7 protein-coding genes are annotated in these 13,926 nt (G+C 74.5%); 5 read left to right on the forward strand and 2 right to left on the reverse strand.

The features are described 5' to 3' along the window. The first annotated feature begins 59 nt into the window (after positions 1 to 59). Both ACIQFX_RS16980 and ACIQFX_RS16985 read left to right on the forward strand, forming a co-directional pair. Positions 60 to 1,859, forward strand: coding sequence for a S8 family serine peptidase (locus tag ACIQFX_RS16980; protein WP_402463731.1), 1,800 nt, complete (start codon positions 60 to 62; stop codon positions 1,857 to 1,859). Positions 1,860 to 2,084: 225 nt separating this feature from the next. Next, the gene (locus ACIQFX_RS16985; RefSeq protein WP_402463733.1) at positions 2,085 to 4,964 is read left to right on the forward strand and encodes an AAA family ATPase; all 2,880 of its coding nucleotides are present in this window, start codon (positions 2,085 to 2,087) and stop codon (positions 4,962 to 4,964) included. Positions 4,965 to 5,000: 36 nt separating this feature from the next. Here the strand turns inward: ACIQFX_RS16985 and ACIQFX_RS16990 are convergent, their stop codons facing one another. After that, entirely contained in the window at positions 5,001 to 5,459 is a 459-nt protein-coding gene (locus ACIQFX_RS16990) for a hypothetical protein (protein WP_402463735.1), read from the reverse strand. A 104-nt stretch (positions 5,460 to 5,563) separates the two neighbouring features. Between ACIQFX_RS16990 and ACIQFX_RS16995 the strand changes: the two genes are divergently transcribed. The 3 genes from ACIQFX_RS16995 to ACIQFX_RS17005 all read left to right on the forward strand — a co-directional run bounded on the left by ACIQFX_RS16995 (position 5,564) and on the right by ACIQFX_RS17005 (position 13,014). Further along, positions 5,564 to 6,466, forward strand: coding sequence for a DNA/RNA non-specific endonuclease (locus ACIQFX_RS16995; RefSeq protein ID WP_402463737.1), 903 nt, complete (start codon positions 5,564 to 5,566; stop codon positions 6,464 to 6,466). A gap of 128 nt (positions 6,467 to 6,594) precedes the next feature. Then, complete coding sequence (locus ACIQFX_RS17000) at positions 6,595 to 11,928, forward strand: trypsin-like peptidase domain-containing protein (RefSeq protein WP_402463739.1); 5,334 nt, start codon at positions 6,595 to 6,597, stop codon at positions 11,926 to 11,928. A gap of 6 nt (positions 11,929 to 11,934) precedes the next feature. Then, positions 11,935 to 13,014 (forward strand): trypsin-like serine peptidase, encoded by a 1,080-nt coding sequence (locus ACIQFX_RS17005; RefSeq protein ID WP_402463741.1) that lies wholly within the window; start codon positions 11,935 to 11,937, stop codon positions 13,012 to 13,014. Here ACIQFX_RS17005 and ACIQFX_RS17010 read toward each other — a convergent pair. After that, positions 13,011 to 13,682 (reverse strand): 1,4-alpha-glucan branching protein, encoded by a 672-nt coding sequence (locus ACIQFX_RS17010; RefSeq protein ID WP_402463743.1) that lies wholly within the window; start codon positions 13,680 to 13,682, stop codon positions 13,011 to 13,013. The two genes, ACIQFX_RS17005 and ACIQFX_RS17010, sit on opposite strands and share 4 nt — an antisense overlap. Positions 13,683 to 13,926: the final 244 nt, after the last annotated feature.

Raw genomic sequence — 13,926 nt, forward strand, 5'->3', positions numbered from 1 at the left:
AGTTACGTCGTACTCGAAAGGGCCACACCTTGAACGGTTCCAGGCGGAGAGTCATATCCGTGGTCGCGAGCGCCGCGATCCTCGGCGCCGCTGCCACGACCGGGGCGATCGCCGCCGCCCCGAGCGCTGCCACCCCGAAGCCGATTCCGGCTTCGCAGACGATGCGGGCGCTTCCCAACGCCCCCGTCGAGAAGGTCATCGTGACCTACAAGAGCCAGGCCGCCGAGGCCGGCTCCAACACCGCCGCGAAGAGCGACACGGCCGAGAAGGCCGCGAAGACGGGCGAGAAGCTCTCCTTCGAGCGCCGCCTCGCCGGCGGTGGCGCCCTGGTCGACCTGGGCGACAGCACCACCAAGCAGGACGTGACCGAGGTCATGGACGCGTTCCGCGCCGACCCGTCCGTCGCGTCGGTCGAGCCCGACATCCGCGCGTACGCCATGGCCGTCACGCCGAACGACACCGACTACGCCAAGCAGTGGGACCTCTTCGAGCCCACCGGCGGCATGAACGTTCCCGCAGCCTGGGACAAGACGACCGGCACCGGCGTCACCGTCGCCGTGATCGACACCGGCTACGCCGCCCACTCGGACCTGGCGGGCAACATCGTCGCCGGCTACGACTTCATCTCGACCTCCGCCGACGCCCGCGACGGCAACGGCCGCGACGCGGACGCGAAGGACGAGGGCGACTGGAACGCCACCGCCGGCGAGTGCGGCACCGGTTCCACCGCCTCCAACTCCTCCTGGCACGGCACCCACGTGGCCGGCACCATCGGCGCCGTCACGAACAACACCAAGGGCATCGCGGGCATCGCGTACAACGCGAAGATCCAGCCCGTGCGCGTGCTCGGCAAGTGCGGCGGCTCGTCCTCCGACATCGCCGACGCCATCACCTGGGCCTCCGGCGGCACCGTGCCGGGCGTCCCGGCCAACGCGAACCCGGCGAGGGTCATCAACCTGAGCCTGGGCGGCGCCAGCTCCACCTGCCCGAGCGTCTACCAGACCGCCATCAACGGCGCCGTCTCGCGCGGTACCACCGTCGTCGTCGCCGCGGGCAACAGCAACGCGAACGCCTCCGGCTTCACTCCCGCGAACTGCTCGGGCGTCATCACCGTGGCGTCGACCAGCCGCGAGGGCAACCGGTCGTACTACTCCAACTACGGCACCATCGTGGACGTGGCCGCGCCCGGCGGCGAGACCCGCCGCTCGACCGACACGCCCGGTACCGTCACCACCCCCGAGAACGGCATCTACTCCACGCTGAACTCGGGTCTGACGACCCAGTCGACCGAGAACTACAAGCCCTACCAGGGCACCTCGATGGCGGCGCCGCACATCGCCGGCCTGGCCGCGCTCCTGAAGTCGGCCAAGAGCACCCTCACGCCGGCCGAGATCGAGTCCGCGATCAAGACCAACGCCCGCCCGCTGCCCGGCACCTGCACCGGCGGCTGCGGCACCGGCATCGCCGACACCGCGAAGTCCGTGGACGCGGTCCTCGGCACCACCCCGCCGAGCGGCAGCGTGTTCACCAACGCGACCGACGTGACGATCTCCGACAACACCACCGTGTCGTCCTCGATCGCCGTCACCGGCCGCACCGGCAACGCGCCCGCCGCCCTCAAGGTCGGCGTGGACATCAAGCACACCTGGCGCGGGGACCTGGTCATCGACCTGATCGCCCCCGACGGCACGGTGCGCAACCTGAAGGCGTCCTCCTCCTCGGACAGCGCCGACAACGTCCTGACCACGTACACGGTCGACGCGTCGAGCGAGGTCGCCAACGGCACCTGGAAGCTCCAGGTGAAGGATGTGGCCTCGGGTGACACCGGCTACATCGACTCGTGGAGCCTCACCTTCTGATCCACCGGTGACATCCCACTGAACCACCCCCCACATCAGCATCCTTGCTGGTCAGCGACGCGCTCGTGGTCTACACCACGGGCGCGTCCTGGCATGTCCGGGGCGGCTGCCGCGCAGGCCTCCTGTCCGTATGCCGGACAGGAGGCCTGGACTCCTCCGGTGGGCTCCGTATCCTCTGCCCACGGGGCTCATGGGTCGGGACCCGAGGGCCGGAGGTGGGGGACAGTGACGACAGCACCGCACCGCGCTGCCCCGGTGGGCCGCGAGGAGCTCCTCGCCCGCATCGAACGCGCCCTGCACGCACGGGGCCGCGCCCTGCTCACCGGACCCGCCGGCGTCGGCAAGACCGAACTCGCCCTGGCCGAGGCGGCCCGCGCCGAGGCGCGCGGCGAGACCGTGCTGTGGCTGGCACCGCTGCCGTCCGACCGGGACATACCCGGCGCCGCCGCGGCCGCGCTCGTCGCCTCCGCCGCGGCGACGGTGACCTCCCCGGCGCCCGGACCCGCGGCACCGGACCCCGGGATCCTCGCCTCCGGCGCCTTCGACGAACTGCCCGGACCCCAGCGCACCGCCGTCGCCATGCTCTGCCGCGAGGCGCCGATCGACGCCGGCGGCTGGGACCCGATCGCCCTGCGCCTCGGCATCGCCCGCATCCTGCGCGCCCTGACCGGCCGCGGCCCCGTCCTGCTCGTCGTCGACGGGGTGCAGCACGTCGACGCGGACAGCGCGGACCTGCTGCGGTTCGCCCTCCACCTGGCGCCGCCCGCGCTGCGGGTGGTGGCCGTGGAGACCCCGGAACCGTACGGCGAGGGCCACGAGCCCTACCGCGAGCCGCACCGCCCGGAGGACCCGCACGCCACGCACCTGTGGGTGCCGTCCGAGGCGGACGTGCTGCTCGTCCCGCCGCTGGCCGCCGACGAGATCGCCGAACTCCTCATCCACCACCGGCTGCCCTCCCGGATGGCCGGCCGCATCCACCGGGCGAGCGGCGGCAATCCGCGCCTCGCGCTCGCCGTGGGGCGGTCCCTCGCCGACGCCAGGACCCCGCTGCACCACGCGGAGGCGCTGACGCTCTCCGGCCGGGCCCGCGACCTCGCCCGCCAGCTCCTGGGCGCCGCTCCCGCCGCCGTACGGGAGACGCTGCTGCTCGCCGCGCTGGCGCTGCGCCCCTCGGCGACCCTGGTCCGCCGGGCCGGGCGGCCCAACGCGGAGGCGGACCTCGCGGCGGCCGAGCGGGCCGGCCTCGTGTCGCTCGCCGAGGACGGGTCGGTGACGTTCACCGCCGGCCTGCTGCCCTCCACGCTGGTGCACGACGCCTGCTGGGCGGAGCGGAGCGCCGGGCACGCGGCCCTCGCCGAGGTCGTGGACGACCCCGTGGAGGCCGTACGCCACCGGGCGCTGGCCACCGACTCCCCGGACGAGGAGCTCGCCGCCGAGGTCGCGGCCGCCGCCGATCTGGCCCGGCGACGCGGGAACAACGCACTCGCCGCCGAACTCGCCCTGCTCGCCGCCGAGTCGACGCCGGGCCGGCACGGCGGGCAGCGGCTCGCCCGACTCGTCGACGCCGCCGAGGAGGCCGCGCGCGCGGCCCGTGCCGACCTCGCCATGCGGGCCGCCACCGATCTGCTCGCCCGGGACGCGGTGCCCTCCGACCGGGTGCGGGCGCGGCTCGCGGTGCTCGACACGGCGGGCCAGGGGCTGACCGGGCTCGACGAGATGTACGTCCACGCCATGGAGGACTCCGAGGGCAACACCGCGCTGCGGGCCGCCGTACAGCTGCGGCTCGCCGTCAAGTACGTGCTGGCGGACGGCGATCCGGAGCGGTCCCGGGCGGCCGCGGTCGAATCGGCCGCGCTGGCCGCCTCGATGGGCGACCCGCGCACGGCGGCGCAGGCGCTGACCGTCCAGGCGCGGATGGAGCGGGCCCTCGGCTCCCCGGACGCGGAGGCCGTGCTCGCCCAGGCCCGCGCCCTGGAGCTGGCCGAGCGCCCGCTGGGCATCCGCAACGCCGCGCAGATCCTGACGATCCGCCACGCCCTTTTCGACGGGCGACTCGTGGAGGCCCGGGACGAACTCGGCGCGCTGCTCCCGCTGGTGCAGCGGCGCGGATCCGTCGAGGACGCCATCGAGCTGCTCTCCACGCTCGCCGAGATCGAGTCCAGGATCGGCCCCTGCGGCGCGGCCCTCGCGCACGCCGGGCAGTCGCTCGCCCTCACCCTGGAGGCGGGCCTCTCCCCCGGTCCCGCCTGGTACGCGCTGGCGCTCGCGGAGACGGCGGGCGGCAGCTTCGCGCGGGCCGCGAGCTACGCGCGCCGCAGCGTGCAGGCCTCCGAGGAGGAGGGCGACCGGGTCTTCCTCTCCCGCAGCCGGTACGCGCTCGGCCGGGTCCAGCTGATCAACGGGGACGTGGCCGCCGCCCTGGAGACGCTGCGGCGGGTGCAGGCCGACGAGCGCGCCCAGTCGACCGTGGACCCGTCGATGCTGCGCTGGCACGAGGAGCTGGCCGAGGCGCTGCTCGCCCAGGACGCGGCCGACGAGGCGCTGGCGCTGCTCGCGGAGGTGCGGCCGGTGGCGGAGCGGCTCGGGCGGTCCACGGTGCTGCTCGGCTGCGACCGGGCGTACGCCCTGTGGCTCGCGGCGGAGGGGCGGACGGACGAGGCGGCGGACCTGCTCACCCGCACGGCCGACAGTTTCGGGCGGGCGGGGCTGCCGCTGGAGCGGGGGCGGGCGCTGATCGCGCTGGCCCGCGTGGAGCGGCGCCGGCGGCGGCGGTCGGCGGCGCAGAGCGCCCTGCACGCGGCGGCGGCGGTGTTCGAGCGGGCCGGGGCGGCTCCGTGGCTGGCGCTGGCGGGCGAGACGCCGGCGGTCGGGGCGGGCGACGGGCCCGGGGCGGCTTCCGGGGCGGAGGAGGCGCTGCCGGCGCTGTCCTCGCTGACGGAGGGTGAGCTGCGGCTCGCGCGGCTCGTGTGCCAGGGCGCCAGCAACCAGGAGGCGGCGGCGAAGCTGTACCTGAGCGTGAAGACGGTCGAGGCGCGGCTGACCCGGATCTACCAGAAGCTCGACGTCCGCTCCCGCGCGCAGCTGGCGACGGCGCTCCGGCCGTGAGGGCCCGGCCGGACCGCGCCCCGTGCGGGGCGGCCGTCAGATCGTGAACGGCCGCTGGCCGAGGAACGTCTCGTCGGGCGAGCCCGTCGTGTAGAGGCTCGGGCGCTGGGTCCGGGGGAGTGCCTGCTGGACCGCCTTGTGGAAGGTGCGGTAGGCGCCGTCGTCCCAGGTCCTGAGCACGGCTGCGGTGAAGGCGCCGTTGACGTCGCCGTCGGCGGCGACCTGGTCGTCCTGGCAGGCCGAGACGAGGACGGCGTCGGGGCCCCGCCCGTCGGCGGGCGCGGACCGGCCGGCGGCCTCGCCGAGCACGGCCGTCACGTTCGCGACCGTCCCGTCGGGGGTGAGCAGCGTCGTCGTCTCGAATCCGGCCGTGCGCGCGAGGCGCGCCATGTCGTGCGCGTCGTTCTCACACGCGACCAGCGTGCCGTCCCAGCCCTCGTAGCGGGCGGGGTCGACGCTGTTGAGTCCGATGTGCACGGAGAGTCCGGTGGCCACGAGGTGCCTCCAGGCGACACGCGGAGGAGCCGCCGCGAGCGTCTGATCGGGTGGCCTCTCCTCCTCAACCGCGCACGGCCCCCTCCGCGCGGTACTTCCATCCTATGAACCCTTCTCCCCCACCGCCCCCTCCCACCGACCCGGCCGTCCTCGGCGACGCCGCCGGCCGGTCCGCCCTCGCCGACCGCACCGGCTACGACGCGACCTTCCTCGGCCCCGACGTCCCGCTGCCCGTCCCGGCGCGGAACGGGGTCGCGACGGTGGTCCTGCCGTACACGCACTTCACCGTGGTGTTCCGGCCCGACCGGCGGCTCGCGGCGTCGACGGCCGTGTGCATCGAGGGGCGCGAGCTCCTGGAGGACGTACCCCGGGACGACGCCTGGCAGTTCGATCCCCGGCTGCCCGAGGAGCACCAGGCGGGCAACGACGTCTACCGGAACAACAGCCTCGACCGCGGCCACCTGGTCCGCCGGCTCGACCCGGTGTGGGGTGCGCCGGGCGTCGCGCACCGGGCCAACACGGACACCTTCCACTACACCAACGCCGCCCCGCAGGCCGACGTCTTCAACCAGGGGAAACAGCTCTGGCAGGGGCTGGAGAACTACCTCCTCGACCACGCCGCCCAGCACGACCGGAAACTGACGGTCCTCACCGGCCCGGTGCTCCACGACTCCGACCCGCCGTACCGGGGGATCCAGGTGCCGCTGCGGTTCTGGAAGGTGGCCGCGTTCCTCCAGGACGGGGCCCTGGCCGCCGCCGCGTACGTCCTGGACCAGAGCCCCGACCTGAGCAGGGACGCCGATCGGGCCCTGGCGGGCGCGAAGGCCGGCTCGCCGCCGCCGCTCGGCCCCTTCCGCACGTACCAGGTGCCGGTCTCGGACGTCGCGGAGATCACCGAGCTGGAGTTCGGACCGCTGCCGGACGTGGACGTGCTGCCGCCGTCGCGCGGCCCCGAGGAGCGGTGGCGGCGCCTGGAGTCGTACGACGACATCGTGCTGCGCTCCTGATCCCGCCCCGGTGTTCCGCCCCCGACGAGCAGCGATTGCGGGGGGTTCGGGGCGGTGGAACGATGGAAGGGATCACCTCCGGCGCCGGAGCGACCGGCGCTGCGCGAAGAGCGCCGGGCAGGTGCGGTATGCCGCTCACCGAGACGGAGTGGGGTCTCGTCGCCAGTTGGGTGCGGGACCACCTCCTGGACACCCCTGAGCCACGGGAGACGCTGCTGCGCTCCGGGCTGCCGGCGGACTTCGTGCACTACCTGCCGCTGACGCCGGACGCGGACCGGAACGCGCTGCTGGTGGTGGCGGCGGCCCGGCAGGACATCGCGCACCAGCGACGGCTGCTGGCCGTGCTCGCCGGGCTCGACGCGCTGGCGGCCATCGACGACCCGCACGCCTTCGAGCAGGGCGCGGAGGCGCGCAACCTGCTCACCCGGCTGCGGAAGGACGAGCGGCTGCGGCGGTCGCCCCGGGACCCGTTCGACAGTCTGCTCCTGAAGCACGGCACGGCGGTGTTCCTGGACCGGAGCGAACTGCGGGAGAAGCTGCGGGGCTTCCTGGCCGATCCGGAGCAGACGGTGCTGGTCGTCGACGGTCCGCCGGACAGCGGGCGGTCTTACACGTACGAGTTCATCCGGCACCTGGGCCAGCACTGCGACTTCCGTCCGGTGCGGGTGACGCTGTCCCGCACGTCCACGGCCGCGCGGCTGATGGAGCGGCTCGCGGCGTTCGTGTCGGGACCCGGGGCCGACGAGGTGCTGTTGAACCCCACACGGTTGAACGATCCACTGCCGTGCTTCGAGGACGCCGCGCACCGGATCGTCGCGCGCGCGACGGGGGCCGAGGAGCGGTTCTGGCTGGTCCTGGACGACTGCGACCAGCTGGACCCGCAGTCGGACGTATGGGACTGCATCGGCGTCCTCGCCCGGGCCGTGTACGAGTACACGCCGGTGCGGGCCCAGACCGTGCCCCGTCTCGTCCTGCTCGGCTACGCGACGACGATGCGCCAGCTCCCGTACGAGATACGCAAGAACGAGTGCCGGGACACGACCCGCCTGGTGGACGAGGGCGACCTGCGCGCCTTCTTCACCGAGTTCTTCGGCGACACGCTGCCTCCGGGGCAGGAGGACGCCGTCGGCGAGCTGACGGAGACGGCCGTCGCCGAGGTGCTCCGCGCCGTCGCCGCGCCCTCGAACGGCGACAGTTACATGCGCCGGGTCTGCACGGCCGTCGAGGACGTCGTACGGCTCCGCCGGGCGCTGCCACCGACCCCGGCACCGCTGCCCGGGGCGGCCGGACCACTGCTCCGTGACGCGCTCCGCACCGGTCTCGCCACGCCCGCCGCCGCCCTGCCCGACCTGCGCAGGTCGTACCGCGAGGCCGCCTGCCTGCTCCAGGAGTTCGACCCGGCGCGGCTGCGCCTGCCGGACGAGGAGCTGTCCACCGGGCGGGCCGTCCTCGAACTGGTCGACGACTGCACCGGCCTGCCGTCGCCCGAGGGCGCGCCGGCCACGGTGTGGACGCTCAAGCCGGAGGTCCGCGAGGCGACGCTGGCGGGCCTCGCGGGGCCGCTCGCCGCCCTGCGCGCCCTGCGGACCAACATCGGCCTCCGCCCGGCGGGCCCCGGCCCGGAACGCGCCGCCCTGACCCTGCTCACCGGCGGCTTCCCGCCCGACGCGGGGGCGGCGGGCCACCCGCTCGACGGACTGCCCCCTCCCCCGGTGCATAACCCGGTCGAGGAGCTCTCCGACATCCTTCAGGCCGTCCTGTGGCTGAGCCGGGTCCCGGGCGTGACCGGCCTGCCGGCCGTCGACGACGTCCAGCGCCGGCTGGAGAAGGCCCGGCTGCTCCAACCGATGCACCGGCTGATCCAGGGGACCTTCCACGGCCGCACCGCCGAACTCGACGCCCTGCACGCCTATCTGGCCCTGCCCGAGGAACCGGCGGAGCCACCCGTGCTGCTGTACGGGATGGGCGGCATCGGCAAGAGCACGCTGCTCGCCAAGTTCCTCGTCGACGCGCTGGCCGCCTCAACGGACGGATTCCCCTTCGTCTACATCGACTTCGCCCGTCCGACGCTCTCCATCCACGAGCCGGCCACCGTGATCGCGGAGGCGGCCCGGCAGCTGGGCGTCCAGTATCCCGCGCTCCGCGCCGAGTTCGACGCGCTCGCGGACGAGTGCGAGCGGACCGCGGCCGTGCAGCGCGGCGAGCGCAACGAACTCGACGACCTGTACCAGCTGGCAGGCGCGCGCGCCACGATGGGCCGCGACTACTCCGCCGACTTCCACGCCCGGGCCAGCGCCCGTGAGCAGGAACTCGCCGACCGGGCCGCGTCCCTGGTCGCCGAGGCCGTCCGGCCGGCCCCGGGTGAAACGGCCCCGCCGTTCCTCGTCGTCGTCGACTCCTTCGAGGAGGCCCAGTACCGGGGCTCCCCCGTCATGGCGCGCATGTGGGCGATCTGGACCGCGCTCCGCGCCGCCTACTCGCGCCTGCGGTTCATCGTCTCCGGCCGCGCGCCGATCGACCATCCGGCGCGGATCCTCACCCCCCGCTCGATGGAACTCACCGAGCTGGACCACCAGGCTTCGGTGGACCTGCTGATGTCGTCGGGGGTGGACGACGAGCCGCTCGCCGAGGACCTCGCCGACCGGATCGGCGGTCATCCGCTGAGCCTGCTGCTGGCGGCCCGTACGGCGGTCGCGCTCGGCAGCGACTCCCGCTCGCTCGGCGAGCTGCTGCGCGGACTGCCCTCCCGGCGGCGGTACTTCGACCGGCAGGTCGACCAGATGCTGATCCAGGGCACGCTGTACGACCGCCTCCTCAAGCACATCGCGGAGGACGACGTGAGGGCGCTCGTCCAGGCCGGTCTCGCGCTGCGGTTCATCACCCCCGACCTGGTCCGTGAGGTGCTGGCGGGTCCCTCGGGGCTCCGGGTGGACACCCCGGCGGAGGCGCGGCGGCTCTACGGGCTGCTGACCTCGCGCGTCGATCTGATGGAGTCGGCCGGGCCGGAGGCCATCCGGCACCGGGCCGATCTGCGGGCCATCATGCTGCGCCTCTCCGACCGGGCGCGGACCGATCTGATGCGCGCCGTGGACCACAGGGCGGTCGCGTACTACGCGGCCCGCGAGGGCGCCCGGGCGCGTGCCGAGGAGATCTACCACCGGCTCCGGCTCGGCGAGAACCCCCGTACGGTCGAGGCGCGTTGGGAGCCCGGTGTCGCCCTCTACCTGGGTGGGTCGACGTACCGGGAGATGCCGCCCCGCTCGGCCGCGTTCCTCCTCGGCCGCATCGGCGGCCACGTGCCCGACCAGATCATGACCGAGGCCGACCAGGAGGACTGGGAGCGGATCGCCGCGCGCGAGGTGGAGGACCTGCTCACCCAGGGGTACGTGGAGGCGGCGGCGCAGCGGCTGGCGGGGCGGCGGCCGTGGACGCCGTGCAGCAGGCTGCACGGGCTGCTGGCCGAGACCCTCGCCCGGTCCGGCCGGTCGGCGGAGGCCCGTGAGGGCGCCGAGCGGGCCGTGGACCGGGCGGAGGAGGCGGGCTGCGCGGAGACGCAGCTCGAACTGCTGCAGCTGTCGGCGCGGCTCGCGCAGGACGCGGGGGACTTCGCGGACGCCGACCGCGACCTCCAGGAAGCGGAGGATCTGGCGTCGGGCCTCGGGCTGCGGTACGAGTCCCTGGGTGTCCTGGTCGCCCGTTCCCGGCTCGCGGCGGTGGCCGACGTGGACGCCGCTCCGGCCGAGGAGCGGCTCGCCCGGACCCTGCGGGGCATGCCGGACGCGGACCTGGCACGGCAGCCGTCCCTGGCCCGTACGGCGGCGGCCACGGCCTGCCGGGCGGACCCCAGGCTCCTGGAGCACACCCTGCGGCTGGTGGGGCTCCCGGCGGACGAGGAGGCCGTCATCACGGAGCTCGCCCGCTGGATCGACACCACCCTGACCGACGAGCCGGGGCTGCTCGGGCCGCTGGCCCGGATCCTGGCGTCGGCGGCCGGCGAGCCCGAACCGGCTCCGGACGCGGACCGTCCGGACCTCGAACGGATCGAGCGGGACCTGCGGGAGGCGCGGCGGCGCGGCACCCTGGACGGCGTGGCACGGCAGGTGCTGACCCTCCGGGACGGCAGTGGGGACCTGCTGCTCGGGGTCGCCTCCGCGATGGACTCGGGGCCGCACGGCCCGGGCGAGGGCGGCGCGCCGGACGGCGGGCAGCCGCGTCCCCTGGCCGGGCTGCGCCCCCGGCACGGCGGCGCGGGCCTGTGGACGCGGCCGCCGCCGAACGCGGCGGGCGCGGCGCTGCGCAAGGTGCCGTTCCTGGCGCAGCCGGAGCTGGTCCGGGTCCGCAACGCGGCGATGGAGGCGGGTCTGGCCGACCGCGCCCTGCGGCCCGCGCTGCTCAGGGGCATCCCCGGATACTTCACCGCCACCCTCGAACCGATCGAGGACCCCCGGGAGCAGGCGCATGCCGACCTGAACGCGATGAACCAGGTCGAGCGGCTGCTCGACGGTCTCGTGCCGCTGGAGATCTGGCTGCACAACGCGATCGAGCACGTCCGCGAGCCGGGTCCGCGGGCCGTCCTCCAGGGCGCGCTCGACGCCGTGGCGCGCGAGATCACGGGCGAGGCCGACCTTCCGGCCGACCTCATGCCAGGCGAGCTGAAGGAGGAGATCGTCCTCCAGGACGACACCGTGCCGTACGAGTTCCTGCACGGCGGCATCCGGGCCGGTGCGTCCGTCGCGCTGCTGCGGATCCCGCCGTACGAGTCGGGGGCGCCGCTCCTCCCGTCGTATCCGCACGGCGGCACCGGGTGGATGCTCGCACCGGAACTGCTGATCACCAACCACCACGTGGTGATGGCCCGTTCGTGGGAGGCGGGCGTACGGCCCTACGTCAGCGACGAGGACCTGCGGCTCCAGGCGCTGATGTCGCGCTCCCGCTTCGACTTCGTCGAGAACGCGGCGGCGGCGCCGGAGGCGACGGCCGGGGAGCTCGCCGCCTGGGACGCGGCGCTCGACTACGCCATCGTGCGGCTCGCGCCCGACCAGGAGCGGCGGCCGACGCTGAAGGTCGCGACCCGGCCGCTGCTCGTCCGGGAGCGGCAGCGCGTGCCGGTCAACATCATCCAGCACCCGGGGGGCCTGCCGAAGCGGGTCGCGCTGCGCAACAACCTGGTCTACCGGGCCGACGAGCACGACATCCTGTACTTCACCGACACGCGCGGCGGCTCCTCCGGTTCCCCGGTCTGCCTCGACGACTGGACGGTGGTGGGGCTGCACCGCGGGACGCGGAAGGTCGACGAGGTCGAGTTCCAGGGCGGGAAGACCCGGTTCGTGAACATCGGCACGCAGATGAGCAGCATCCTGGCCCATCTGCGGGAGTTCCGGCCGGAGTTGTACGAGGAGGTCATGGCGGCCCAGTCGGGGCGGCCGGTCCCCTCCGAGCAGACGAACGGGAAGCCGAGGTGAGGGAGCATGCCGAACGGATCGCGGAACGTGTCACCGGTCGCGACGGCCACCGAGCAGATCTTCGGCGATCTGCAGGAAGTCGCGGCGCGCGTGCGCGCGGATCTGGAGGCGGAGATCGCCGAGTCCGCACAGGAACTCCCCCCCGACGTGGCGCCGGCGGCGGAGATCTCCCGCTTCGCCCGTGAGGAGCGGGCCCGCGTCCTGGAGGCGGGGGTGAGCGGCCTGGAGAAGCTGGCCGCGCACCGCGAGGACGAGCTGGATCCGGACGAGTCGTTCGGTGTGGAGGCGATCGTCCTCCTGGAGGGCCGCCCCGCGATCCTGGTGCAGCGGCAGGACTTCGCCCCGCAGCGGGACGAGTGGTCGGTGCTCGACGGGCACCGCGCGGCGATCCGCGAGTCCTTCCTGCGGGTCGGCCGGGTCGAGGTCTCCGGGCACCCCCGGCTCGACTGGATCGGCACGGCGTTCCTCGTGGGCCCGCGCACGGTCATGACCAACCGTCACGTGGCCGTGGAGTTCAGCCGGCTCGAGGACGGCCACGGTCGCTGGACGCTCGAGTACGGCATGTCGGCGCGGGTCGACCCGGCCGAGGAGCTGCCCGTCGACGGAGTGCCGAACGCGGCCACGGCCCCGTACGAGGTCGTCGAGGTCATCGGCATCCACCCGGACGTCGACATGGCCCTGCTGCGGGTCGAGCCGTCCGCGGACGGCGCCCTGCCCAGCCCCCTCGCGGTCGCCGCGGACGCCCCGGAGAGCGTGCCGGGCCGCCCGGTGTACGTGGTGGGGTACCCGGCCTGGGACGGCCGGCGCAACGAGCCCGAGTCGATGCGCCGGATCTTCATGGACGTCTACAACGTCAAGCGCCTCCAGCCCGGCGTCGCCACCGAGTTCACTCCGGGCGGCCTGGTGATGAAGCACGACTGCTCCACCCTCGGCGGCAACAGCGGCTCCCCCGTCTTCGACCTGACCGACCACCGCGTCCTCGGCCTCCACTTCGGCGGCCGCTACCGCACCGGCAACTTCGCCGTCCCGCTGTGGGAGATGATCGACGACCCGCTGCTCGCCGAGGCCGAGGTCAACTGGGTCTAGCTCAGCGGACCTTCGGCCGCCAGGACATCGACGCACGTGCCGCGGGCGGTGGTGCCGTCCGGGAGCAGCCAGTCGGCGGTGAGCCGGCCGGCGGCCGGGGCGCTGTCCGTTCCGGCGTGCAGGACGCGTCGTACGCGGAGGGTCAGTTCGGTGGCGTCGGGCGTGCCGAGGGCGCGTACGACGATGTCGGTGTGGCCGGAGCCGTCGGCGGCCCGGACCAGCTCGGCGGCGTCGGCGTCGGGGGTGTAGGCGGCGACGACGGTGGGGTCCGGGGTGTCGTCCTGCGACTGGTGCTGCGCGACGGCGTTTCCGGCGAGGAGGGCGTACAACTGGGCGACGAGGACCGGGTCGTGGGTGCCGTCGTAGATCCAGCGGGTGCCGAGGACGCCGTGCTCGGAGGTGCCGATGAGGGCGTGCTCGGCGCCTTCGAGCGGGGCTCCGCGGTAGGTCATGGGGACGAGGTGGACGACGGCGTCGTCCTCGGTGCCGTCGGCCACCGCCATGAACTCGATGCCGACCTCGCCCTCAGGGTCGTCGAGCCGGAACCCGCCCGCCTTGACCGGCCGCGGCCCGCCGTCCCCTTCGGTGTACCAGGACCGCGTGGGCAGCCACGCGGTCAGCAGCTCCAGCTTGGTGGGCTGCATCGTCGTGTGGTGGATGACGGCCATCGTGTGCTTCTTCCTCTCGACCGGGAGCGCTTGCCGGCCCTGAGGCCGGGCAGGCGCAACGTAACAGACGGGCCCCCGGGTCGGCGCGCGCGGCCGCCCCGGCCGACCTGGCCTGAAGGTGGAGTGTTGTCCCCGGCCGGCAGGAGGCCCGCCGTGAGGTACTCGCGCACAGCACGGAGCCGCCGCGCCTGCGCGGCGCTCGCGGCCCTGGGCGTCTTCGCCGCCCCGGTCGGCGCCGGCACCG

This window comes from Streptomyces sp. NPDC093089 (genome assembly GCF_044754405.1).
Lineage (GTDB): Bacteria > Actinomycetota > Actinomycetes > Streptomycetales > Streptomycetaceae > Streptomyces.

Excerpts from the sequence above, each read along its gene's own strand:
- ACIQFX_RS16995 (WP_402463737.1), top strand. The coding sequence starts at position 5,564 with ATGAACCCTTCTCCCCCACCGCCCCCTCCCACCGACCCGGCCGTCCTC.
- ACIQFX_RS17000 (WP_402463739.1), top strand. The coding sequence starts at position 6,595 with ATGCCGCTCACCGAGACGGAGTGGGGTCTCGTCGCCAGTTGGGTGCGG.
- ACIQFX_RS17005 (WP_402463741.1), top strand. The coding sequence starts at position 11,935 with ATGCCGAACGGATCGCGGAACGTGTCACCGGTCGCGACGGCCACCGAG.
- ACIQFX_RS17010 (WP_402463743.1), bottom strand. The coding sequence starts at position 13,682 with ATGGCCGTCATCCACCACACGACGATGCAGCCCACCAAGCTGGAGCTG.